Genomic DNA, 20923 nt, shown 5'->3' on the forward strand with positions numbered 1-20923 from the left:
TTCAGTTGTAATTAAAAATGCCTCTAATACGGCAGATTGTAGCTTTGGATTAACGGTTATACAACTGGGGAGAGTACATTTTTCACAAATTAAGACTATAACGCTTTTGGGTCAGAAAACTCAAAGAAAGGCGAACGCTCACATTCAGCCATTTTCTTGGAAACTCTTGTTGGCATTGAATTTATGGAAAAGTTAATCCACCAGGGAGGTACTGCCCCTCCTGTTGCCGCGTTATCAGCACGGTGCTTCACTTTTTAGCCTCTGGTGGAAGGCGGAAGATGGAGGAATCGAACCCCTGGGTTTTACCCCACCCCGGTTTTCAAAACCGGTTGCCGACCATTTAGCGGCATCTTCCTTAAAGGGGTGTCTGACGGGGCTTGAACCCGCTATCGACTAACTTCACAGGCTAGCGTCTCGACCACTTCGACTTCAGACACCATAAGTGGATACTGGTCGGATTTGAACCGACATCTTTCTGCTTGCAAGGCAGACGCTTTCCCAATTAAGCTACAGACCCATGTGGCAGGAGTGGTAGGACTCGAACCTACATCGCTCGATTTAGAAGATCGATGCCCATCCATTAGGCGACACTCCCATAAGTTGGTAGCCCCAGCAGGAATTGTTCGCGCAAGCGTTCCCGAAGGGTACCCGCGACTTCCTCTTTGTAAGAGAGGCACTCTCCCAACTGAGTTACAGGGCTACGAGAGCGAGTGATGGGATTTGAACCCATACGCTGAGTGTGGCGCACTCAGATGCTAGCCATTACATCACACCCGCATTGAAGCTGGTGACAGGAGTTGAACCTACAACCTACTGATTACAAGTCAGTTGCTCTGCCGCATTGAGCTACACCAGCATTTGATAGCGGAGGTGGGATTTGTAGCTTGCTTCCCGAAGGGTACCCACTACGTGAAGGCTTATGAGACCTCAGAGCGCACCATAGCTCCATCTCCGCGAGTACCCCTGACAGGATTTGAACCTGTAGAAAACCCGTTTTAAGCAGGTCATGTCTACCAATTGCATCACAGGGGCAAGGTGGGCTGTATAGGGCTTGAACCTATGCGCTTCTGCTTAAGAGGCAGCTGCTCTGCCAACTGAGCTAACAGCCCAAGGTGGGTCGCCCAGGGGTTGAACCTGGATAAGTCCGCTTAAAAGGCGGCTGCATATCCGCTCTGCCAACGACCCAAGTCAGTACCCTTGGTGGGATTTGAACCCACAAAATCTGGTTTCTAAGACCAGCACGTTTGCCAGTTTCGTCACAAGGGCAAATGGTCGGAGTGGCAGGATTTGAACCCGCAACCTTCAGATCCCAAAGCTGCCGCGCTACCAAGTTGCGCCACACCCCGTTGGTACTCCTGACGGGATTTGTAGACGCGGAGCGGCTTCCCGAAGGATACCCGTACACAGACTGTTTTTGAGACAGCCGCCTCTTCCAATTGGGCTACAGGAGTATAATTTGGCTGCCCTGCCAGGATTTGAACCTGGAATCTTCTACTTCAAAGGTAGGGATGTTGCCAGTTACACCACAGGGCAATAAATGGCTGCCGAGGTTGGGGTCGAACCAACATCTCCGTGATTCAGAGTCACAGCGACTTTCCCAGTCGTCCACTCGGCAATAAATGGCTGCCCCAGTAGGACTTGAACCTACAGCCTCGCGGTTAACAGCCGCTTGCTCTGCCATTGAGCTATAGGGCAATGTGCCAGCCCCCCAGGTCAGAATTGAACTGACGACCTTCTGTTTTTCAAACAGACGCTACTACCAACTGAGCTACCAGGGGATAAGGCGAGAACGGAAGGACTTGAACCTTCACTTTTGGCTACGCCACGCTACGCGAACGGTTTCGTAGACCGATGTGTTATCCAGTTACACCACGTTCTCATAAGGCGGAGAGAGAGGGAGTTGTAGCTTGCTTCTGCGAAGCAGTACCCACAGTGGACTTACATCCACGACTGTTTAGGCGTAAAAGTAGCGAAGCTGCTATCAGCCGCCACGTAAAGTCTGAAAGCTTTGCTACAAAAGGATTACAGAAATAAAATTGCTCTCTAACCCGAAAATCGCCAAAAAAGCTTGTTTTGGCTGTGCCAATTGAAGCTTAGGCTATTTGGTACGGCATTTAGTAACGTAGCCATGCGGGTTTCAGGCTGTAAAAATCAGTGAGGTTTAAATGGTACACCTTTAAGTGTGCATCCAATGGGTCAAAGTCTCATTTTAGGGTAAAAGGTGAAAAATTTTTCTGAAACTCTCTCTGGGTAGCGTTTTCAGCCGTTGCATGGCGGCTGATAGCAGCTTCGCTACTTTCTCCCCGTTTAGCAAACAGCTTGCCCTGCCAATAGCAATCTCTCCGTAATGGGTCGGGCTGGAATTGTAGCTTGCTTCCCGTTCGCGGAGCGTTCCCGAAGGGTAGGGTACCAGCAATACTGAACGCGGCGGTTTTACAGACCGTTACCTACACTCTTTTGGTGAGCCGACCCATAAATTTGGTAGTGCAGACGGGACTCGTAGCCGTAGGCATCCCGGAGGGTACCCGCTAATTACAAGCTTGAAAGACTTGCCGCTCGGCCACTTCGCTTCTGCACCATGTATGCCGTGTAAGTAGAAAAAGCTGTTGATTCACACACAGGAATTGAACCTGCATAGACTGTTTTAGAGACAGTTGCCTTACCATTAGGCGAGTATGTAAGCTTTTTCGGTTAGGACACGGCAACGCAGAGACAAGGATTTGAACCCAGAACAACAGTTTTGGAGACTGTAGTGTTGCCAATTACACCATCCCTGCATTTGGTCGCAGTGGTGGGAGTTGAACCCACATTTACCAAGTTATGAGCTTGGGGCTTTGCCGTTAAGCTACACTGCAATGTTTGGAAGCCTCGACGGGAGTTGCACCCGCTTCTCCGTGCTTGAGAGGCACAGCGACTTATCTTTTTGTCCACAAGGCTACACGGGGATGATGGGATTTGAACCCACGACTTCCTGTTCGACAGACAGGCACTCTTAACCACTGAGTTACACCCCCACGTTGGGTGGCAATTTATTTAGTTTTCATGGTTCTGATAGTGCTTGCTCTGTGCCTTTTTGGGAGGCTTGATTGCTTCACTACATTTATACTACACAAATGCTACAAAGGTGTCAAGGGCGTACTACAAACTTTTTTTCAGAAATGAGAGGGCAGTGTTGTGTAATCGTCGTATTGCCCTCTCTGGCTAGGTTTGAGTAAATTACTCAGCTTCAGTTAGGCGTTGTGAGTTCCAGAACTGTTCGGCAAATGCTACTGCTGGGTGAATTGGGGCTTTGGGCTTGGTTTTCAATACCATTCCAGTTTCATGCGGCAAGCGATCGCTCTTGGTTGAGTTACACTTCTCACACGCTGTGACAACGTTGTCCCAGGTATGCTGTCCACCTTTGGAGCGGGGGATTACGTGGTCAAGCGTTAAATGCTTGGTGCTACCGCAGTATTGGCAGGTGTGGTTGTCTCGCCTCAAAACCTCACGACGGTTTACTGGCGGGACTTTCCAATGCCGTTCAGGATTGCCAACGGTTAAGCGAATGTGTTCAGGTACTTGTAGTACGACACTAGGAGAACGAACTTCCCACTGTTTTGTAGTACCAAAATTCAACGATTCTGCTTGACCTGTAACTAACAGCACGATTGCGCGTTTAATGTTGATGCGTGCTAGTGGTAGGTAGTTCTTAGAGAAGACTACAACTGAATTTTGTAGTATATGGGATTGCTGAAAAGGTGGTTGAGCTTCCATCAGTTAATTCACTCCTAAAAAATAACCCCCGCCTCTGGTGAAAAGAAGCGGGGGTCAGGTAGTTGATACTTTTTGCCCTATATCGGTGCTATGAGACATTTGCACCTCCCGCTTTGCTTCAGTTGCTCTGGATTCAGCCAACAGGCTAACGCTCCAAAAAAGCCAATGTTTATAGATTTATCGCCAATGAACAGATAAATTCCCTCAAACGCAAATAGCGCAATTACTCTGCCTAAACCCTTGTTGGGTTGGCAATGCGCTGCGCTACTCATGCTTGAAGAGAATCTGGTGGTCATTGAATGTTTGTAGTATTTGTAATTAAGACTAATTTCAATAATACAGGTGTAGTATGTGTTTGTCTACTGCACAGATGTGGGGGAAAGTCTAACGAGCGATCGCAGCCACAAAGACCGGATCGCCTTTTTTCCTCTAAGAAATTGCAGTTAAGAGCCTGAGCGATGGCGTTCCGCCCACGCCCAGGTGATCGCTCGTCTCAATCCCAGCAAAAAACCCCGGCGAAACTAACCGAGGTAAAGGGGAGAAGTCCAAATGACGATGAGTGATACCGATACCGAAATCTACAAATATTAGCTAACGCCAAAAGCAACCAAAACTAGAGCAGTGACGAGTAGGGTAGCAACTGCACCTTGAAACTTGTAACGATTTTGCTGCTCTTGGTTGGGGTACTGTGCATAGTACATCTGGGGTTCAGTTGCGTAGTTATTTAAAACGCCTGCTTCATTAATGGTGGTGTACATAATGTTTTCCTGTATTTGTTACTTTATGTAAACTAATTTAACAATATTGTTACAAAAAGTCAATATGACTTGACAAATAATAGTGGATGACTGTAATCAGAACTACTTATCTGGGGAATTTTCTTAGAGGAAAACAGCGACGATGCTCCGCTTCTTGAAGGCGATCGCCTACCAGGGGCGCGAGTGCTATTGCATCATTCACGCAGGAGCGTAGTTGGGTGTCCGTAGGTATCGCCAGTTCCCAGCTAGAGAGCCACTTATCCTTAGAGGAAGTGCCATAGATACTTGCAATGAAAACCTGTCAAAATTTAACCTTTTCTTTAACAAAACATTTCCATATTTTTACTGAAATAAGCATTGTTGATTACTGGCTATTAAATCTGATACTCATATCAATGATTGTTGTAAATCGATTAAAATTGCCCGAATTAAAGAATTTCTAGCTGCAAATACCAAAAACTGTTAAGTCACTGACTAACTACCTACGATTTACAACCTCGCAAATATGCCAAGCGAAAAATAGGAGATAAAGTATGTCCCAAATGCTAAATCGTCGTCGATTTCTTCAGGCATCGGCGGCGGCGGCGGCCAGCATAGGTGTATCCACTATTCGCACCTCTGCTGGTGGTGTTGACGAGTATGTTGAGGCGATAGTCATTGGTAGTGGTTTTGGCGGTGCAGTTGCATCATTGCGTCTTGGTCAGGCTGGAATTGAAACAATCGTATTGGAACGGGGACGACGATGGCAAATTACTGATTCAGGTGATACTTTCTCTACAACAGATAACCCAGATGGTCGTGCTGCATGGCTCAGTCCCACTACGGTTTTACCTCCACCAGTTCCAGAAATCCCCATTGATGTATATACTGGCGTTCTTGATGTCAAAAGAGGTAATGGTATCAATGTATACCGTGGTGCAGGTGTTGGGGGTGGTTCGCTTGTCTACGGTGCTATCACTTATCAACCGACGGAAGAACTATTCTATAAAGTTTTTCCACGCACTATTAACTACACCAGACTGGATCGGATTTATTACCCACGGGTGCGTTCCATCCTCAAAGCATCCCCCATCCCAGACGATATTCTTCAAACTGAATACTACTTAGCAAGCCGCATCCTCATGGAGCAAGCCCGTAAGGCTGGTTTGAATACACGCAAGATTGACGCAGCCATTGATTGGGATATTGTTCGTCAGGAAATAGCAGGTAAAAAGGTTGCTTCCATTATTAATGGTCAAGTTTATTACGGTACAAATAGTGGGGCGAAAAACAGCTTAGATCGCAACTACCTCAGTATGGCAGAGGCGACTGGTAACATTGAAATTCGACCGTTACACGTAGTCACTATGATTGGAGAATCAGATCGTGGGCGTTACCGGGTTGTTTGCAATCAAATTAATGAGCAAGGAGAAGTGCTTGTCCAAAAATCCTTTGTTTGTCGCTATCTATTTTTGGCGGCAGGTTCGATTGGCACTACTGAACTATTGCTGCGTGCTAAAACCAATCGTACTTTGCGCCGACTAAATAATCAGGTAGGAAAGTTTTGGGGAACAAATTCCGATTCAACTACTTTAATGATTAATGCTGGCGAAACGAATCCAACACCAGGGAATCCGGGTGTAATCGCAGTTGAGCATCTCGACAACCCTATTGCCCCAGTGATACTTGAAGCATTTCACGGACTTCCTTTTGTACCACAAGGTATTCTTCCTGTTCTTGGTCAGGGAATTTCCAAACCGGAGGGCTATCTTACCTACAATACAGCTACTAAGTTAGCAGATTTGTTCTGGCCTAACAACTCAGCCGATAGTCAAAGAAATGCTCAGGCTCTCTTGTATACTTATCAACGGCTCAACCAAGCCAATGGTACAAGTCTTGCTGCACCGCCTGACTACAGTTTTACAGCACACCCACTTGGCGGTGCAACAATTGGGCAAGTATGCAATACTCATGGGCAGGTGTTTGGTTATCCTAATTTGTTTGTGGTTGATGGTGCGCTGATTCCTGGTTCAACAGCCTGCTCAAATCCCTCGCTGACTATTGCTGCTTTGGCAGAACGGAGTATGGATCAATTTCTCAACCGGATTCCTAGACGTAGAAAAATATAACTTGGGGATTCAACCCTATAGCGATCGCCCCCACTACTAGAGTGTAGGAGATCGCCTGTTTTATGCCCTTAACCCTCACAAATTTTTTTGTGGAACTCTATTGTTGGGAATAACAGTTAAGCCAAGTTACTTACAGGAGGTGGTGATACTCATTTAAACGCCCATGTTAATAGAGGTGAGCAAGAATTTCACCACCTTGAAAAGGCTAGTTCTACCTTAGTTGAGTCTACAACTGGCGGTCAGTTCTAAATTAAAGAAAGTTCCTGAACGGGGTGTAATAGAACGCAACTGCTGGATAAACGCTTTAAATCTGGCATCACTGATGCCAAAGCCAGCTTCAGCACAAGCAGATAAACCTCCTTCGATGGGAATAGGAGAGCCATTCCTGGGACTATAGACAATAAATTTATCGACAGTGCCAGTGCCGACCGCAAACCCGATTACTTGGCGAGCTGTTCGCAAAGCGGCATTATCTAGAGAACCGCCAATACTGCCAATACTGATATTAACGGCACGACTTTCAGCCAATGCTGGCGCACTAATCGACAATACTGTCCCAACCACCACCGCACAAGTGAACTTATTCATTTTCTTGACCTCACAAAAATCGAAAAACTAATACAGAGATTTCGTTATTCACTAGCTAATGCACTGATATTATCTGAAGATAATCATTTATTAAAGCAGGGTTTAAGAAGCAGCTTTTTGAAGAAAAATGTCATACAAATAATTAAATTAGATGGTGGCGCATTTTAATGACGAAAAGCAGCGAAAAGCAGCGAATTAACAATTGTTTTAGTCACAGCAGAAGTATTATTTACACACAATAAACACCTTCCAAATAATTTGATTTATCGTTTATATCCTCATTTTTCCTCTAAGAAATTTTCTTCTCAACTGCATCAATATGATCGCACCCCACCCACCAAGCGATCGCCTTTTTCCTCTAAGAAATTGCAGTTAAGAGCCTGAGCGATCGCCCCCCACAACCAGAGCGTAGGCGATCGCCTTTTTCCTCTTTTGAAAAATTGTTAGTTAAGTGCAGCCGCGTAGTTTACCACCGCACATCAATCTGTTGTAAACTTTTCGTCTTATATAAACTAGCCCTCATCCCCTGATTTATACTCTAGTCCTTCCTCACCAGGGGTCATTTTTTGAGCAGTGCCATTAAGAATTTGCTCCCACATCTCATCAAAGGTGATACCCCGCTTTTTAGCTAGGTACTCAACCCGCTCTTTAATCAATTTGTCCCGTTCTTGAAGTTGGACACATAAAAGAGACTGTGCCTGCACAACTTTAGAGCGGTTGTTGAGCCACGCATCCACAGTGAGTAAATCATTGTCATACTCGCCTAGTGCGGGAATTGCTAACCTTTCATCTTTTCTGGGCATTTCATCCTTTCTGGGCAAACCTACTGCATTCATATTGCTACCTAAGTGCTTCTATTTTTCCAAATCTGCCCCAGAATTGGCACAAAAAAGGATGACTCAAATATTCTATCCCAATATTGACCCAAATTTGGTACAAGTACGCCCAATCTTGATAGGATGCAGAAGTACATAAAAAGGTGCTTGAGTTGGCGACCAAAGCCATGAAAATATGCTGAAATTCAAATCAAAAATTATTGCCATAGGAACAAGCCTTGTTCTCGCTGGGACTGCTTTACCAGTGCGCCCAGTGAATGCGAATCCTGCGGTACTTGCACCCGCCGCTTTTTGTGCTGGTACGGCTGGGGTAGGATGTGTGTTAGTTGGGGTTGCTATTGTAGGTGGCACTGTTTACTATATCTGGCAATCCACCAGGAACGGGAAGTATTATGCAGCCGATGCCAATGGACAAATCAACAATTCCGAAAGATTGGTTGGTACAGCCAAGCCTTTGCAGAGTAGAGCGATTTCTGGGATAGAAGCAGCAAAACTAGGGGATGCTCACTGGGCTAATACTATTACCGACTGCTACAAAATTGGTAAAAAGATAGGTAAAAAACTCAAAAGAAGTCACCTTGCAGTTGGTGGTGGATACTGGTGTATTTTCCCTGGAGAACAAACAATTTTTGGAGATAACAGATGAACCTACAAGAATTAGAACAGTTCAACGAGTTAAGAGGCGACACACTTTTAACATCCATCCAGACTTTTCCTAGCTTCAATGCACCAGGATATGAACTTACGGGGGGAATGGAGGTTTGTAGTGGAGTAGATGAGGCAATTACTGAGATTGAATCTATCGTCTGGACTGCTGGTTACGAAAACAACCCCGAACATGAATGGAAGCTGGTTAGTTATGAGGTGTTTGTACCGCAAAAGATGGTTTTAGTTGGTAATGGGAATATGCCGTCATGCGAAACTACACCAGTTCATAATGCTGTCATCTACTGCTATTACAGTCCGGTAAAACCAGCAGCGATTAACCAGTTGATCCAGCAAAATCAACCTTGGGTTATAGATAGTGAATAATATTTAAAATCCATTCACTGGAATGATGAATATTGGGAGATGCCCTAGTGAACGCACTCCCCAAAGTACAGTGAGCAGAGAAATTAATCAGGCGATACCTTGTCTATGAAATTGCCAACGCAGTCATGACAACTGGATCGCCTTTTTCCTCTAAGAAAAACAGTTAGTTTGAGTTGAGGATATATGCTTTTAATTGGTAAAATCAAGGATTTTTGGGGAACTATAAATGTACAGCTAAAAATGAGATTATGAAGTTTCAATTTAAGATTAATGATGAATTATTTGTAAATATATTATTTATTTCTGCTATAGTTATGTATTTTCTGGGTTTAGTAGTAATCCCAAATATCTATTTATATATTTACCTGAACGATAACACTATTGAGTATCCAAATAAATGAACACACTTGAATCATCAAAATTTCTGTATTGCCGTAATAAAATTAAAGTTTGTATTATCAAGAAAGGCAGAGGGCAGAGGGCAGTTCGCGGAAGCGTTGCCGCAAGGCTAGGCAGAAGGAATTTATCCCTTCCCTGATTGCCCGAACCATCTGTGCGACGGTCGGGAGCAAGGGTTTAAGACCCCCACCAAATTGAAAATTTGGTGGCTCCTTTTCAGGAGGGGTTTGAATCCCCCTGAAAAGAACCTTCTGCCCTCTGCCTCCTGCCTTCTGCCTTCTTCAAGGACTATTTAACAGATGATGAAATATGACAACGATTACTGATTTGGAAGCCTTGGCAGATGCGGCTGATTTTCGCACTTTATATCCTTACATAAATCAAATTCACGCTTGGGTATACATTACCAATAATCAACTCAGCATAGGTGAAGTAGCTAACGCTTTCTATCACTCTAATTTAGAAGTGGTAGAACACTGGACTGATGCTGGTGATATTAGATTTTACAAAGAGCTTGAAAATGTCCCTGATACTGATTGGATGGTAGTTTTAATTCATCCATTTTATATAATGAAGACAAGAGAAACTATTTAGCAATATCGCCTTACAATTTCCTCTAAGAATATAGGAATAATTCATGTTTCCAGGTGACAATAAACCCACTAAATCCAGAACTATTACTGGGACATTTAAATACTGTAATTCGGGTAGAGAAGAGGTAAAGACAGTTACCTGCTTATTCACTGAAAGGTCAGAAAAGTATCAATTAACAAAGGTGTATGTGGTTGAGTTTGGATGCGAATTGATTTTTTGTAAAGATGATAATCACTTTTTAGTCAATGATTAGCGATCGCCCTTACTCCTAAATTTTCCTCTAAGAATGCGTAGGCGTAGCCCGCCGTAGGCATCGCACCACTAGGTATCTGCAATTTCTTAGAGGAAAAAGCGTAGGCGCAACCCGCCGCAGGCATCGCCCTTTATCCTCTAAGAAAATAGTTTGATAAAACAGGAGTAGATTTTGACCTGCCACTAATGACAACCACCAAAATTCATTTAATTGTTGGCATTCACCACGCTACTCTGTTGGTATATTCACAGGCCAATTGTTGGCAGTTCCGGTTGATTAGTCCCAGTGGTGCAGTGTTTGGTGAGCGCAAACTTTACTATACGCCTGAAGCCGCAGAAAAGATGGGGCGTGAGTGGATAGGTAAGGGAAGCTGAGGGGGTGCGCTCACCCTTGTCACAAACGACTCCGAATAATCACCGTTGTGGGTGGTTTGACCTCAGTCCCTGCTGCAATTATTGCCAATTCTGCTGGGAGAAGTTTGGACTCTGGACTCAATTGAGACAGTCTGGACTCTTGATTGTTGATGTTTTTTTTGCTGTTCTTCATTTTTTCGTGAATGGTATTGAGTGTATGTTTTGGGGTTTAATTCCCTCACTCACTACATACGACAGTCAAGATGTTTGATGCACTATCCGTTTTTTAGCGCGATCGCACTTATCAGGATAAACACACGAAGCGCGATCGCTCTAATAGGGATTAAGGTTAATTGCAATTCGTCTATACCTTTGTGTTATGTCTATGCGAGTAAAGTTTCAATCCCTAATAGGGATTAAGGTTAATTGCAATGTTATGCGCTGATTCTGCGTGGTTCACGGATAGTTACGTTTCAATCCCTAATAGGGATTAAGGTTAATTGCAATAGAAGGCGAATATAGTGCATACCGAGATCCTGGCTATGTTTCAATCCCTAATAGGGATTAAGGTTAATTGCAATGACAAACTCAGTCTCAAGCTGATCAGATGATATTGTTTCAATCCCTAATAGGGATTAAGGTTAATTGCAATCCTCAGTGTATGCAGCAATCATCTGTTGTTTGACGTTTCAATCCCTAATAGGGATTAAGGTTAATTGCAATAATTAGAGGTTAAGTATGAAACTTGTACTCTTGGTTTCAATCCCTAATAGGGATTAAGGTTAATTGCAATCAGTATCAGCAAGTATTTCTGCCCTCTGTAAGTCGTTTCAATCCCTAATAGGGATTAAGGTTAATTGCAATGCTCGCGCACCTAGCCCAATTGCTTGCTGATAGGGTTTCAATCCCTAATAGGGATTAAGGTTAATTGCAATTGAGGAGAGATTACTTGCAGCGCACGCCGACTTGTTGTTTCAATCCCTAATAGGGATTAAGGTTAATTGCAATTCCATAACTGTGATGCCCGGTGGGATTATGCACCACGTTTCAATCCCTAATAGGGATTAAGGTTAATTGCAATCAGTATCAGCAAGTATTTCTGCCCTCTGTAAGTCGTTTCAATCCCTAATAGGGATTAAGGTTAATTGCAATTAAGCTCATTCCAGGTGATTTGCCCTTGAGCTGTTTCAATCCCTAATAGGGATTAAGGTTAATTGCAATCTCGTGAGTTTCTTCATGCTTTAAAACAATCTCTCGTTTCAATCCCTAATAGGGATTAAGGTTAATTGCAATTTGGCAGCGATGAAGAATCATACGTGTCACAATATGTTTCAATCCCTAATAGGGATTAAGGTTAATTGCAATTTTTCATCGTTCTCATCAAGCTTATTAGTTTGGTTTCAATCCCTAATAGGGATTAAGGTTAATTGCAATTCCCCCTTAAGTATTATCACATGGTTAACCTAGTATGTCGTTTCAATCCCTAATAGGGATTAAGGTTAATTGCAATCAGTCAAGGCTCAAGGCATCGATAAAAGCAGCCCTGTTTCAATCCCTAATAGGGATTAAGGTTAATTGCAATATGGGGGCAACTGTAGCGGCTAGAGCTAGCATTAAGTTTCAATCCCTAATAGGGATTAAGGTTAATTGCAATTACATTCTCCCAGTAGCGATCGCCAGTAGCAAGGTCGTTTCAATCCCTAATAGGGATTAAGGTTAATTGCAATACCAATAAGGTGTCCATCAAGAATATCTTTCTCTTGGTTTCAATCCCTAATAGGGATTAAGGTTAATTGCAATCCCGCTATAGCCATCTTTGGGGTTGCCGATCAGCTTGGTTTCAATCCCTAATAGGGATTAAGGTTAATTGCAATTAGACTTCATCCTCTTGAGTACCGTTCAGTCTTGCCAGTTTCAATCCCTAATAGGGATTAAGGTTAATTGCAATAACGATATTGATAAAGTACGATGCCTCTATAAAGTTTCAATCCCTAATAGGGATTAAGGTTAATTGCAATAAATCATGGTTGATAATCTGCAAAGCATAAGCTGTTTCAATCCCTAATAGGGATTAAGGTTAATTGCAATAAAACTAGGTAGTTCAGTTTCCACTACCCACCACAGTTTCAATCCCTAATAGGGATTAAGGTTAATTGCAATAAAGCAGGGGAAAACGGCGCAAAGGGTAGCTTTGTTTCAATCCCTAATAGGGATTAAGGTTAATTGCAATCTACCAAAGTAAGGTGTATACTCACTATAGCATTCGGTTTCAATCCCTAATAGGGATTAAGGTTAATTGCAATCGAAAGCAGTAGAAAAACCCTACATTTAATAGGTTATAGTTTCAATCCCTAATAGGGATTAAGGTTAATTGCAATTATGATAGCTAGCTAGTATCTTTATAAATAAATTGTTTCAATCCCTAATAGGGATTAAGGTTAATTGCAATATACTTGGATAGAAGCAATTAGAAATATGAATACTGTTTCAATCCCTAATAGGGATTAAGGTTAATTGCAATAAGCAATACTTTTGCTACTTCTTCGCAGAATTTTTCGTTTCAATCCCTAATAGGGATTAAGGTTAATTGCAATGTACAGCCTGGGCGATCGCATTAGGATCTCCAGCGTTTCAATCCCTAATAGGGATTAAGGTTAATTGCAATCAAGAACAAGTCGATGCAGAACTAGCCGCATATGCCGTTTCAATCCCTAATAGGGATTAAGGTTAATTGCAATGGTAGTCAAATAAATCCGGTCTACATCATCCCAAGTTTCAATCCCTAATAGGGATTAAGGTTAATTGCAATTAGGGGAGTTTATAAATATTGCAAACCCACTATGTTTCAATCCCTAATAGGGATTAAGGTTAATTGCAATCGCACCACCAAAGGCACAACCAGAACCAAAGCCACAAAGTTTCAATCCCTAATAGGGATTAAGGTTAATTGCAATACACGGCGATTGCTCTCAGCATCACCACTGCCGTGTTTCAATCCCTAATAGGGATTAAGGTTAATTGCAATCGCGGCAGGCTGAAAGCTAATCTGTATTTGATTTTCAAGGTTCAGTTGCGCGGATGGGTTGATTATAACACGCGAAAATGTCAGTCGATTTACATGAAATTCTTGAAACCTAGACTGGGTAAGGTGCGCGGATGATTTTAATTTAATTTTTCTGCAAAAGACCGTCCTACAAGGAATACAGCCATTTGTCCAAAAGAGAGAATTTCTACACCTACCCATCCGCGCATTCAGCCAAAAAATATTGTGTATCTCAACTCTAACAAAGGTTCTAATTTTCTGGAATTGGCAATCTAGGCGTGGTAGTTCTTATTACTAAAGCGACTTATCAATAACTTCTATAAATTACCTAGGAGGGAATATAACCCCAACAAAAGCCCAGTCAACCCGGCTGGGTTTTTGGTTTAAGAGGATCATACTTTAATCAACTATCTGCCTTCTCATTGACTTAATTTGTCCTCGCTTAGTTTTACTGTCAAGACGTTTTTTTTGAGAACTGCGAGTTGGTTTGGTGGGTTTGCGTTTTCTCTTAAGTACGACTGCGCTTTTAATAAGTTCTTTGAGTCGTTCTAAAGCTTCCTCACGGTTTTGCTCTTGGCTGCGATGTTCTTGAGCCTTGATGACAATAACCCCCTCTTGGGTAATGCGTCGGTCATTCAGTTTCAAAAGCTGTTCTTTGTAGAAAGTGGGTAATGATGAAGTCTCAATGTTAAAGCGTAAGTGAATGGCAGTAGAAACCTTGTTGACGTTTTGACCCCCTGCTCCTTGAGAACGAATCGCGCTAATTTCGAGTTCGCTATCGGGGATAATAATTTTATTAGAGATTTGCAGCATAACTTATATATAGCGTTATTAGGGTGATCGCGTAGCGGTAGCGAGTCAACGAGCGTCTCGCTGCTCAAGCCCTAAATCTAACTTCCTCTTAGAACTGCTGCCTTAACCTTGGGTTTTACTTTCAATGGGTCTACACCTTCGGCGGGATGACTATATTGATAAACCTGATAATCACCGTCACGCACTACAAACACTCTGCGAAAGTAATGTTTTTTAGTTCCTAGAATATAACTAGGTGGTGCGTTGTATTCTAGGTCAGCATAACCAATCAATTTTCTTCTTTTTTCAATTCGCATCTGGTGAGATTTAGAAATTCCTTGTGTCTGACAAAAATCTGCCATATCTTCTCGCACCCAACGGTAATCATTTGGGTCAACCAGCCAAACGATGTTTTTCTCATACTGAACAATCTTTTCGTCTATCATATTTTCATTTAAAAGATTAGCTTTGTCCTTCCAAAAGCTTCTTACCTTTGGCAATGTAAGGGGCTATTTCCTTGCGAATAATTTCACTCATTGTGATACCATTCGCCAGACACCAAGTGTCAAAAGCAGCCTTATCATCTGGTTCTATCGCAATTTGTATATAGTCTTTTTTTCGCTCTAATTTTTTTCTGGGCATGGCTTCATTTTCATTAATTTGGTAATTATATCATGATATTTATCATGATATAATTACCAGCATGAGAGTTAAAAAAAACTACACTCTCATCAGGAGGTGAAACAAATGACTCAATCGAAAGATGGCGGAAACGGACATCAAGAATACAACCCAGAAGTTGAATTCGAGTACGTTGATGCCGATGTCTGGTATGAGAAAAACCCTGAAACGGGAGAACGTATCGATGTAACCACTACAGACGATATTCTTGGCCAGATGAATGATGAGGACGAAGAGGAAGATAATCCACCTTCGTCCGAGACTGAATAAACCTAAATAGCCCCTAGTTAGCCCCTAGGGGCTTTCTTACTTCAATCTTATCGTATCTATGTCTACAATCTATTCTCCCCTTTATCTTCAAATTTATGAGCGTGAAGGAACGCGTTGGTTTTTTCATCCTGGCAATGTTTTCTACAATGCTCATAACATTTCTACCGATTTAGAATCGACGCTCGAAAGAAACGGGTTAACTAAAATGAAAGTTTTGGTTGAGCTATTCCGAATCAACGGTGGTAAACCTGGCTATTACTTAGCTAATATCCGAGATAAGAACTACTACTACTGTGGTGATGAGTGGGCTTCGGTCAAAGCCAAGCTCAAAGAATTAGGCATTGGGCGGGATGAACCAAATTACTCTTGAATGAAGCATTTTTGTAGGGGCGCAGTGCTGGAGGCGATCGCCCTTGCATCTGCAATTTCAAAGAGGAAAAAGGAGCGATCGCTGCCATCGTCCATACTGTAACTCTGTGCTAGTGACTATTCACCACAACGATAACTGCCCAAACTAAAGCTTTGAAAATTGTCATGCCAATAGCAATACAAAAGCTTAACCAAATTCATAAATATCCCAGGTGAGGAAACAGAGAACTAACTCCCAGAGCCATAAATATCTTTTAATACAGCTTCTAGCCCCGCATTTAAATCTTGCAATGCTGCATCCAAACTATCATAACTTGCTTTTCCCTGCCAAAGCATTCCACCACAATCAAGTGCGCGTATAAAAGAATTGAGAGGACTATCTACGTCATAACCAATTTCAATCCAGCCTTCATCCTCATTGACCCAACGAGCAATATTTGGGTAAGTTTTTTCAAATGCAACTTTCATATTTTTCTCCAGAGCTAATCACCCTTTACTCATCATCATCATCAGGCAAATACAACCCACTACTATTAGTCAGTTGGTTAACATTTACCTCAAAATCTCGGCAGTACCGTACCCGTACCTGCATCCTTTTTGGGACGAATATAAGTTTTGGTAGTATCAGACTTGGTATGCCCCAATTGGTCTTGCACATCAAACAGTGGTTTAATCTCCACTGCCCTCGTTGCATGAGAGTGCCTGAGCCAGTGACAAGAAAATTCTATTTTGGCTACCTCAGAGATATCTTGAATCAATCTTTTAATCGCGCGATCGCTCAATGGCAACCCGCGCTTTTTCGGGTCGGGTGACATATTGGGGAATACTGGCATCTTATCACTAGCCATACCCCGGTACTTTTTGAGCAACTTTGAAGTTTCATGGTCTAAGCCAATCTCGCGGTACTTCCCACCCTTACCCCGAAACTTAATTGTGTAATACCCACGCTGTCTATCTTCTGGTGCTGGGTCTGGTTGCCATTTAAAGTTGTGCCAATATAACCCCGGATAATCTTCTTTGGGTTGTCCTGGTTCATCACCTGGAATCGTTACCCGCCCCACTTCACCAACGCGCATTCCACTATAAAAAAGCAAACAAAAAACTAGCCAGTGTTTACCCCCCAACTGCTGGGCAGCTTGGGCTAGTTTCTTCATTTCCCAATCTTCTAGATAACGCTCTGATTTGGGTAAATTACTGAAATTATCGTAATTTATGGTACTTGCTATATTCCGCAAAAAGTAACCAACATTTTCTCCACTCCCATAACTCCAAAGAGAGCGTAACATCAAAATCTGGTTTGATTTAGTATAAGGGGAAACCTCACCCCAACTAGCGATAAATTCCAGTAACTTTGGCTGCTGGATTAATCTGAAATCGGGTATACCTTGATGACGTACCCAATCAAGTAATTTTTGACCAAAACGATAGTATTTTCGCTTAGTTTGCTCCCGATTTTGGCTGCCTGCCCAAGCTAAGATTAACTCCTCATCATTACTCACAGCAGGTGTGCGGTAATAATATTGGCGAATGACCTCCGATACCAATTCTGGAGTTACTTGCGCTGAAGTATTTGGTTTTACAACTTCTCCTAATTTGGTAGGGAGAACTTCTACGGAGCTAACCTCAATATTAGTCACATCCATTGGAGAAATAAGGATTACGCCATGAGCAATATATAGCTTCCTAGAAGTGCCGTTTCAGGAAGCTTATATTTTATTCTAAAGCTTAAGTGGATGTGCTGGTATGAAGAGAACGCTTAACCAATGCTTTGGCTTTGGGGTTGGTTGTGATTTAGGTGTAGCATTTTGAGTGAGCCACTCAGCCTGAAAGTTTTGTTAGTTGCCAGGGTTAGTCAATCTCAGTTACTAGCCATTGCCACTCGGTGACTACGGATTGAGGAATATTGAGAACCAATGGCTTTTCGCCTTGAACTGGTACATACAGTTTGAGTGCATCGGTGGTTGGCAGTTTGGGTAAAACATCAGTTAATTCATATTCCCCGACATTGGGGGCTGGTGCAGTTAAAGCGTAAGCATCGGATGCACTGAGTAATTTTCCTGATGTTGCCTCAATTTCTAATGGTTGGGGGTGGGCAATTTCAACTACACCCGGAAACCCTACCAAGCGTAACCTTAAATCTCGAACTGGATTGTTGTAATTTTGTTTGAACAGTAGCACCTGCCAAGCGTAACCTTGTTTATCTTTAATAGATACTTGGGAGTGGTAGCGCAAAACACCAGGGGAATCATGATGTTGCCGTAGCAGTGCAACAGCTGGTTCCACACCCCATCCACTAAAAGTCAAAGCTAGAAAGACTACTAGGGCGCAGTGCCAGAAATATTGTAGAAATTTTCGCTGCAAGTGACACATCTTGTTAGTACATAAATATTACTAAAATTATTGTTTCACTGGATGGTAAAGTTCAGTTCTAACATCCCATTCCCACCCCACGCTCATGGGGTCACGATTACGCGACCAACTGATAAATTCTTTGGGGCTTAGTTTCTCTGTTTCTACAATCAGGCTTTGGGGACTAACACCAAGTCTTTGAGCTAAACTTTCATTTGTTCTGGGCTGTAGTTCAATTTGGGGTTGCTGGTATGAGTACGCTTGTCTGCGCGGTCTGGTGTTGTTGCTGTATCTCCCAGAAGTAATAGCCCTCTCCATGAGTTCCAGCTTCTTGGTAATTGTATCTAGTTTGGTTTCTAGCTTCTGTTCTAGCTGCTTAACTGCTAAACTACTAGGGGCAATATCGCTATCAATTTTGCTATCAAACTGGGTGAGCAATTCTTCTAAGCCTTGCAACAAGGCGATTGTATGACCTTGACGATGTAGTTTAGATAGTTTTTTAACTGCTGGAATTAAAGCAGTAGGCACACGAATCATTTCACTGGGTGGGGTCTTGTGGTCAGTCATTTGATATCAAATTTGATAGCAATTAACTGATTGTAGAGTAAAAGCGGTCTTCTGATTGCGATCCGCTAAATTCTTAGAGGAAAACTAGGCGATCGCCATATACGTTGATAACAAGCGGGAGAGGAAACCTCTACCGATGGTGTCGAGTCTGCCGTACAGTCATAGGGTTCGGCATGATGCACAATCAAGTTAGGGTCTGTTGTGAAGGAATAGGGAGTTAATGCCCAAGCTGGTGCATGAGTTCAACTCTCCTCAGATCCACTTTTTATAGAAGAAGTAAATATACAGTAGCAACCGCTTTGGGACATGATTAACCCAGAGCGGTTATTGATTTGTAGAAAGTATTGGGATAATTGTCTTATTGTCGAGACTGGCGAATGGGCTGGTGTTACGATTTCAGTAACTTTTTGCCATGATGTCGTAGTTTTTTTAGGCTGATTATGTTAAATCTCCCCTAGCGATCGCAATAAATTTTATGACTAACGAGATTGTGGAAAAACTTAAACAAGCCTCCGATGGTTTGTTAATGATGAGTGAATCAGAATATCCTTTTGAAGTGTTTTTGTGGTCTGGTGAGGCACAAGAACCGTTGACAAATCAAAAACTGCTGCAATTAACAGGACATTCCCCAGAAACATCAGTTGAAACCGTAGACCTCGATTATTTCTTTCGTAACTGTGCTGTAGAAAAAGAATGGCACGATGAAGTGCAAAAACAAAATGTGCAGAAATTTCAAACACTTGTTACAACACTAAAGGATAATCTCACAGACATCAAAGTTTATCGTTTAGGTACGATAGATATTGATGTCTATATTGTTGGTAAAACTCCATCTGGTGATTTAGCAGGAATTTCTACTAAAGTTATAGAAACCTAATCTATTCTTTAATTATTAGCCTGTCTGCAAATACAGACAGGCTTTAGGTTTGACTTGAAATAACTATCTTTTAACCTTACAAATTGTCAACTCTAGCCTCAATTACATTTTGAATAGAGGAAGAAACGTTAGAAAGAAAATCATAGGTAGTTCCAGTTGTCTTAAAAAGTCTTGCTTCTAGAGTGTCAACGCTAATTCTATAATCTTTCCAATCCGCATTTCTCACACCTTGCGTATTGGGTATATCAACAGTAATTACCCTGGTATTAGTAGTTACACCACTCACTCCCAAACCTGGTCTATCTAAAATTACAATCACCTTATAAGTTCGGGCTGGGACGGTAACTTTGCCACCAGCAATTGTGGTTCTGTCACCATTCGACCCTGTACCACCAGTGCCATAGGAACCTGAAATGATGTAGAGTTCCCTATTCTGTCCGGTTACTAAACTTCTAGAATAATTTTCTAGATTCGCCCATACTCCCTGATTATTATCTGGGGCTTGAGGAATTATATTTGTCATAAAGAATGTAGCAGAATTATTGGCGATAGTATTTGTTCTATCTGCCGAAGGAGCCATATGTCCTCTATCAAAGCCGCTACCTGTGTAATCGGAAGTCACAACTCGATAGCAGCCAGAAGGTAAGGCATCTGCACGAAAATCATCTTGACGAGGCGCACTTCCGAGCCATGATCGGTTTAACTGCCAACTCACCCAATTTGGTGTTCCTCGAAAACAGTTATGAGAGGTTGCATACTGAGCTTTGCTTAGTAATAAATTACTGAAGCTAGTGTTAGCACCCGTAGGATTTCCCATTGTCAAATGAACACTTGAAGTTTGGGCAGTTAGAGGTTTTTGAAGATAATTAAGCAGAGCGAAAAATACTGTTGCTGGTACGGCAATAGCTAGAATAGCTCTGAAAAGCTTAGACTTCTTCATTTGTGAGTGTTATATGTATTTATTTGTTTAACTACAATTGTTTGCGCTAAAGTTACAGAAATTAAGTAAAATTTAGCAATTGCAATGTAGCTTGGGTTTTATAAGAATAGGTAAATAAGCAGTAAACGCCACATTAACGTTTAGTAATCATTTAGGTGATTGCTTTAAATTAAAATAATAAAAACTATCAGAAATTTATGTGTTATTTAGTCCAAAAAATGATGATTATCTAGTAGCCTATTGCTAATTTTTCTAGAGGGAAGTCAGCAATAAGTAGAGTGAGAGTTGCGGCGATTCTCCTTTGGAGAGGCAGGGACAACGCGCAAACCGCAGTGCTGGAAGCAATCGCTTTGTTACTCCT

Annotated in this window: 23 protein-coding genes, 21 tRNA genes and 1 CRISPR repeat array; of the genes, 8 read left to right on the forward strand and 36 right to left on the reverse strand. The window is 42.3% G+C overall.

Annotation, left to right across the window (positions count from 1 at the left end):
- Positions 1–362: 362 nt before the first annotated feature.
- From NOS7524_RS30315 to psb34, 23 genes are all read right to left on the reverse strand, one after another.
- Positions 363–437 (reverse strand) — tRNA-His (locus NOS7524_RS30315).
- Between the two features lie 6 nt (positions 438–443).
- Positions 444–517: transfer RNA gene (locus tag NOS7524_RS27145), tRNA-Ala, on the reverse strand.
- Positions 518–520: 3 nt separating this feature from the next.
- Positions 521–595: transfer RNA gene (locus tag NOS7524_RS27150), tRNA-Arg, on the reverse strand.
- A gap of 6 nt (positions 596–601) precedes the next feature.
- A tRNA-Val gene (locus tag NOS7524_RS30320) sits at positions 602–700 on the reverse strand.
- 82 nt (positions 701–782) lie between these two features.
- A tRNA-Thr gene (locus tag NOS7524_RS27155) sits at positions 783–856 on the reverse strand.
- Positions 857–958: 102 nt separating this feature from the next.
- Positions 959–1032 (reverse strand) — tRNA-Leu (locus NOS7524_RS27160).
- Positions 1033–1036: 4 nt separating this feature from the next.
- Positions 1037–1109, reverse strand: a tRNA-Lys gene (locus tag NOS7524_RS27165).
- A gap of 4 nt (positions 1110–1113) precedes the next feature.
- Positions 1114–1185, reverse strand: a tRNA-Lys gene (locus NOS7524_RS27170).
- Between the two features lie 7 nt (positions 1186–1192).
- Positions 1193–1266, reverse strand: a tRNA-Leu gene (locus NOS7524_RS27175).
- A gap of 3 nt (positions 1267–1269) precedes the next feature.
- Positions 1270–1346: transfer RNA gene (locus tag NOS7524_RS27180), tRNA-Pro, on the reverse strand.
- A gap of 1 nt (position 1347) precedes the next feature.
- Positions 1348–1451: transfer RNA gene (locus NOS7524_RS30325), tRNA-Leu, on the reverse strand.
- Between the two features lie 6 nt (positions 1452–1457).
- Positions 1458–1533: transfer RNA gene (locus NOS7524_RS27185), tRNA-Gln, on the reverse strand.
- A 5-nt stretch (positions 1534–1538) separates the two neighbouring features.
- A tRNA-Gln gene (locus NOS7524_RS27190) sits at positions 1539–1615 on the reverse strand.
- Positions 1616–1620: 5 nt separating this feature from the next.
- Positions 1621–1695 (reverse strand) — tRNA-Asn (locus NOS7524_RS27195).
- A 9-nt stretch (positions 1696–1704) separates the two neighbouring features.
- Positions 1705–1778 (reverse strand) — tRNA-Phe (locus NOS7524_RS27200).
- Positions 1779–1784: 6 nt separating this feature from the next.
- Positions 1785–1879 (reverse strand) — tRNA-Arg (locus tag NOS7524_RS30330).
- A 600-nt stretch (positions 1880–2479) separates the two neighbouring features.
- A tRNA-Glu gene (locus NOS7524_RS30335) sits at positions 2480–2578 on the reverse strand.
- 127 nt (positions 2579–2705) lie between these two features.
- Positions 2706–2777 (reverse strand) — tRNA-Trp (locus NOS7524_RS27205).
- 3 nt (positions 2778–2780) lie between these two features.
- A tRNA-Ile gene (locus tag NOS7524_RS27210) sits at positions 2781–2855 on the reverse strand.
- Between the two features lie 5 nt (positions 2856–2860).
- Positions 2861–2937: transfer RNA gene (locus NOS7524_RS30340), tRNA-Glu, on the reverse strand.
- Between the two features lie 3 nt (positions 2938–2940).
- Positions 2941–3014: transfer RNA gene (locus NOS7524_RS27215), tRNA-Asp, on the reverse strand.
- 202 nt (positions 3015–3216) lie between these two features.
- Positions 3217–3753, reverse strand: a complete 537-nt coding sequence (locus NOS7524_RS27220) for an HNH endonuclease (protein ID WP_015116111.1) — start codon at positions 3751–3753, stop codon at positions 3217–3219.
- 587 nt (positions 3754–4340) lie between these two features.
- Positions 4341–4511: a photosystem II assembly protein Psb34 gene (gene psb34 / locus NOS7524_RS29760; protein ID WP_015116112.1), complete on the reverse strand. Its 171-nt coding sequence runs from the start codon at positions 4509–4511 to the stop codon at positions 4341–4343.
- Between the two features lie 533 nt (positions 4512–5044).
- Between psb34 and NOS7524_RS27235 the strand changes: the two genes are divergently transcribed.
- Positions 5045–6619, forward strand: a complete 1575-nt coding sequence (locus tag NOS7524_RS27235) for a GMC oxidoreductase (RefSeq protein ID WP_015116113.1) — start codon at positions 5045–5047, stop codon at positions 6617–6619.
- Between the two features lie 216 nt (positions 6620–6835).
- On the opposite strand, the gene NOS7524_RS27240 is transcribed toward NOS7524_RS27235, so the two are convergent.
- Together NOS7524_RS27240 and NOS7524_RS27245 are read right to left on the reverse strand one after the other, a co-directional pair.
- The gene (locus tag NOS7524_RS27240) at positions 6836–7207 is read right to left on the reverse strand and encodes a hypothetical protein (protein WP_015116114.1); all 372 of its coding nucleotides are present in this window, start codon (positions 7205–7207) and stop codon (positions 6836–6838) included.
- Between the two features lie 512 nt (positions 7208–7719).
- Positions 7720–8043, reverse strand: a complete 324-nt coding sequence (locus tag NOS7524_RS27245) for a hypothetical protein (RefSeq protein ID WP_015116115.1) — start codon at positions 8041–8043, stop codon at positions 7720–7722.
- Between the two features lie 175 nt (positions 8044–8218).
- On the opposite strand from NOS7524_RS27245, the gene NOS7524_RS27250 reads away from it, so the two are divergent.
- From NOS7524_RS27250 to NOS7524_RS27260, 3 genes are all read left to right on the forward strand, one after another.
- Complete coding sequence (locus NOS7524_RS27250) at positions 8219–8689, forward strand: hypothetical protein (protein ID WP_015116116.1); 471 nt, start codon at positions 8219–8221, stop codon at positions 8687–8689.
- Positions 8686–9075 (forward strand): hypothetical protein, encoded by a 390-nt coding sequence (locus tag NOS7524_RS27255; RefSeq protein WP_015116117.1) that lies wholly within the window; start codon positions 8686–8688, stop codon positions 9073–9075. The genes NOS7524_RS27250 and NOS7524_RS27255 overlap by 4 nt, the downstream gene beginning before the upstream one ends.
- A gap of 708 nt (positions 9076–9783) precedes the next feature.
- A complete protein-coding gene (locus NOS7524_RS27260) occupies positions 9784–10068 on the forward strand; it encodes a hypothetical protein (RefSeq protein ID WP_015116119.1) in 285 nt (94 codons plus the stop codon).
- A 242-nt stretch (positions 10069–10310) separates the two neighbouring features.
- Here the strand turns inward: NOS7524_RS27260 and NOS7524_RS31055 are convergent, their stop codons facing one another.
- Positions 10311–10445: a hypothetical protein gene (locus NOS7524_RS31055; protein WP_015116121.1), complete on the reverse strand. Its 135-nt coding sequence runs from the start codon at positions 10443–10445 to the stop codon at positions 10311–10313.
- 61 nt (positions 10446–10506) lie between these two features.
- Between NOS7524_RS31055 and NOS7524_RS27270 the strand changes: the two genes are divergently transcribed.
- A complete protein-coding gene (locus NOS7524_RS27270) occupies positions 10507–10695 on the forward strand; it encodes a hypothetical protein (protein WP_015116122.1) in 189 nt (62 codons plus the stop codon).
- A gap of 19 nt (positions 10696–10714) precedes the next feature.
- Here the strand turns inward: NOS7524_RS27270 and NOS7524_RS30345 are convergent, their stop codons facing one another.
- The 4 genes from NOS7524_RS30345 to NOS7524_RS27285 form a co-directional block, all read right to left on the reverse strand.
- On the reverse strand, positions 10715–10867 hold the full coding sequence (locus tag NOS7524_RS30345; RefSeq protein ID WP_171815426.1) for a hypothetical protein: 153 nt from the start codon (positions 10865–10867) through the stop codon (positions 10715–10717).
- 203 nt (positions 10868–11070) lie between these two features.
- A CRISPR array of direct repeats spans positions 11071–13699; the repeat unit is 37 nt; unit sequence GTTTCAATCCCTAATAGGGATTAAGGTTAATTGCAAT.
- 417 nt (positions 13700–14116) lie between these two features.
- Complete coding sequence (arfB, locus tag NOS7524_RS27275; protein WP_015116123.1) at positions 14117–14530, reverse strand: alternative ribosome rescue aminoacyl-tRNA hydrolase ArfB; 414 nt, start codon at positions 14528–14530, stop codon at positions 14117–14119.
- A gap of 77 nt (positions 14531–14607) precedes the next feature.
- Positions 14608–14955, reverse strand: coding sequence for a DUF6009 family protein (locus NOS7524_RS27280; protein WP_015116124.1), 348 nt, complete (start codon positions 14953–14955; stop codon positions 14608–14610).
- 16 nt (positions 14956–14971) lie between these two features.
- A complete protein-coding gene (locus NOS7524_RS27285) occupies positions 14972–15151 on the reverse strand; it encodes a hypothetical protein (RefSeq protein WP_015116125.1) in 180 nt (59 codons plus the stop codon).
- Positions 15152–15256: 105 nt separating this feature from the next.
- Here NOS7524_RS27285 and NOS7524_RS27290 point away from each other — a divergent pair, with 105 nt between their 5' ends.
- The gene (locus NOS7524_RS27290) at positions 15257–15460 is read left to right on the forward strand and encodes a hypothetical protein (protein ID WP_015116126.1); all 204 of its coding nucleotides are present in this window, start codon (positions 15257–15259) and stop codon (positions 15458–15460) included.
- Between the two features lie 58 nt (positions 15461–15518).
- Positions 15519–15830: a hypothetical protein gene (locus tag NOS7524_RS27295; protein WP_015116127.1), complete on the forward strand. Its 312-nt coding sequence runs from the start codon at positions 15519–15521 to the stop codon at positions 15828–15830.
- 227 nt (positions 15831–16057) lie between these two features.
- Here NOS7524_RS27295 and NOS7524_RS27300 read toward each other — a convergent pair whose 3' ends face one another.
- From NOS7524_RS27300 to NOS7524_RS31060, 5 genes are all read right to left on the reverse strand, one after another.
- Positions 16058–16297, reverse strand: coding sequence for a hypothetical protein (locus tag NOS7524_RS27300; RefSeq protein ID WP_015116128.1), 240 nt, complete (start codon positions 16295–16297; stop codon positions 16058–16060).
- Between the two features lie 89 nt (positions 16298–16386).
- Positions 16387–17472 carry a tyrosine-type recombinase/integrase gene (locus NOS7524_RS28990; RefSeq protein WP_015116129.1) on the reverse strand — a complete coding sequence of 362 codons (1086 nt, stop codon included), beginning with the start codon at positions 17470–17472 and terminating at the stop codon, positions 16387–16389.
- 205 nt (positions 17473–17677) lie between these two features.
- Complete coding sequence (locus NOS7524_RS27310; RefSeq protein ID WP_015116130.1) at positions 17678–18199, reverse strand: DUF3122 domain-containing protein; 522 nt, start codon at positions 18197–18199, stop codon at positions 17678–17680.
- Between the two features lie 27 nt (positions 18200–18226).
- Positions 18227–18745: a hypothetical protein gene (locus NOS7524_RS27315; RefSeq protein WP_015116131.1), complete on the reverse strand. Its 519-nt coding sequence runs from the start codon at positions 18743–18745 to the stop codon at positions 18227–18229.
- A 65-nt stretch (positions 18746–18810) separates the two neighbouring features.
- Positions 18811–18933, reverse strand: a complete 123-nt coding sequence (locus tag NOS7524_RS31060) for a hypothetical protein (RefSeq protein WP_268742015.1) — start codon at positions 18931–18933, stop codon at positions 18811–18813.
- A 287-nt stretch (positions 18934–19220) separates the two neighbouring features.
- Here NOS7524_RS31060 and NOS7524_RS27320 point away from each other — a divergent pair, with 287 nt between their 5' ends.
- Complete coding sequence (locus NOS7524_RS27320; RefSeq protein WP_015116132.1) at positions 19221–19622, forward strand: nuclease A inhibitor family protein; 402 nt, start codon at positions 19221–19223, stop codon at positions 19620–19622.
- Positions 19623–19698: 76 nt separating this feature from the next.
- On the opposite strand, the gene NOS7524_RS27325 is transcribed toward NOS7524_RS27320, so the two are convergent.
- Complete coding sequence (locus tag NOS7524_RS27325) at positions 19699–20562, reverse strand: DNA/RNA non-specific endonuclease (protein WP_015116133.1); 864 nt, start codon at positions 20560–20562, stop codon at positions 19699–19701.
- Positions 20563–20923 lie beyond the last annotated feature (361 nt).

The organism is Nostoc sp. PCC 7524, assembly GCF_000316645.1.
GTDB lineage: Bacteria > Cyanobacteriota > Cyanobacteriia > Cyanobacteriales > Nostocaceae > Trichormus.

Excerpts from the sequence above, each read along its gene's own strand:
- NOS7524_RS27220 (WP_015116111.1), bottom strand. The coding sequence starts at position 3,753 with ATGGAAGCTCAACCACCTTTTCAGCAATCCCATATACTACAAAATTCA.
- psb34 (WP_015116112.1), bottom strand. The coding sequence starts at position 4,511 with ATGTACACCACCATTAATGAAGCAGGCGTTTTAAATAACTACGCAACT.
- NOS7524_RS27235 (WP_015116113.1), top strand. The coding sequence starts at position 5,045 with ATGTCCCAAATGCTAAATCGTCGTCGATTTCTTCAGGCATCGGCGGCG.
- NOS7524_RS27240 (WP_015116114.1), bottom strand. The coding sequence starts at position 7,207 with ATGAATAAGTTCACTTGTGCGGTGGTGGTTGGGACAGTATTGTCGATT.
- NOS7524_RS27245 (WP_015116115.1), bottom strand. The coding sequence starts at position 8,043 with ATGAATGCAGTAGGTTTGCCCAGAAAGGATGAAATGCCCAGAAAAGAT.
- NOS7524_RS27250 (WP_015116116.1), top strand. The coding sequence starts at position 8,219 with ATGCTGAAATTCAAATCAAAAATTATTGCCATAGGAACAAGCCTTGTT.
- NOS7524_RS27255 (WP_015116117.1), top strand. The coding sequence starts at position 8,686 with ATGAACCTACAAGAATTAGAACAGTTCAACGAGTTAAGAGGCGACACA.
- NOS7524_RS27260 (WP_015116119.1), top strand. The coding sequence starts at position 9,784 with ATGACAACGATTACTGATTTGGAAGCCTTGGCAGATGCGGCTGATTTT.
- NOS7524_RS31055 (WP_015116121.1), bottom strand. The coding sequence starts at position 10,445 with ATGCCTGCGGCGGGTTGCGCCTACGCTTTTTCCTCTAAGAAATTGCAG.
- NOS7524_RS27270 (WP_015116122.1), top strand. The coding sequence starts at position 10,507 with ATGACAACCACCAAAATTCATTTAATTGTTGGCATTCACCACGCTACT.
- NOS7524_RS30345 (WP_171815426.1), bottom strand. The coding sequence starts at position 10,867 with ATGAAGAACAGCAAAAAAAACATCAACAATCAAGAGTCCAGACTGTCT.
- arfB (WP_015116123.1), bottom strand. The coding sequence starts at position 14,530 with ATGCTGCAAATCTCTAATAAAATTATTATCCCCGATAGCGAACTCGAA.
- NOS7524_RS27280 (WP_015116124.1), bottom strand. The coding sequence starts at position 14,955 with ATGATAGACGAAAAGATTGTTCAGTATGAGAAAAACATCGTTTGGCTG.
- NOS7524_RS27285 (WP_015116125.1), bottom strand. The coding sequence starts at position 15,151 with ATGCCCAGAAAAAAATTAGAGCGAAAAAAAGACTATATACAAATTGCG.
- NOS7524_RS27290 (WP_015116126.1), top strand. The coding sequence starts at position 15,257 with ATGACTCAATCGAAAGATGGCGGAAACGGACATCAAGAATACAACCCA.
- NOS7524_RS27295 (WP_015116127.1), top strand. The coding sequence starts at position 15,519 with ATGTCTACAATCTATTCTCCCCTTTATCTTCAAATTTATGAGCGTGAA.
- NOS7524_RS27300 (WP_015116128.1), bottom strand. The coding sequence starts at position 16,297 with ATGAAAGTTGCATTTGAAAAAACTTACCCAAATATTGCTCGTTGGGTC.
- NOS7524_RS28990 (WP_015116129.1), bottom strand. The coding sequence starts at position 17,472 with ATGGATGTGACTAATATTGAGGTTAGCTCCGTAGAAGTTCTCCCTACC.
- NOS7524_RS27310 (WP_015116130.1), bottom strand. The coding sequence starts at position 18,199 with ATGTGTCACTTGCAGCGAAAATTTCTACAATATTTCTGGCACTGCGCC.
- NOS7524_RS27315 (WP_015116131.1), bottom strand. The coding sequence starts at position 18,745 with ATGACTGACCACAAGACCCCACCCAGTGAAATGATTCGTGTGCCTACT.
- NOS7524_RS27320 (WP_015116132.1), top strand. The coding sequence starts at position 19,221 with ATGACTAACGAGATTGTGGAAAAACTTAAACAAGCCTCCGATGGTTTG.
- NOS7524_RS27325 (WP_015116133.1), bottom strand. The coding sequence starts at position 20,562 with ATGAAGAAGTCTAAGCTTTTCAGAGCTATTCTAGCTATTGCCGTACCA.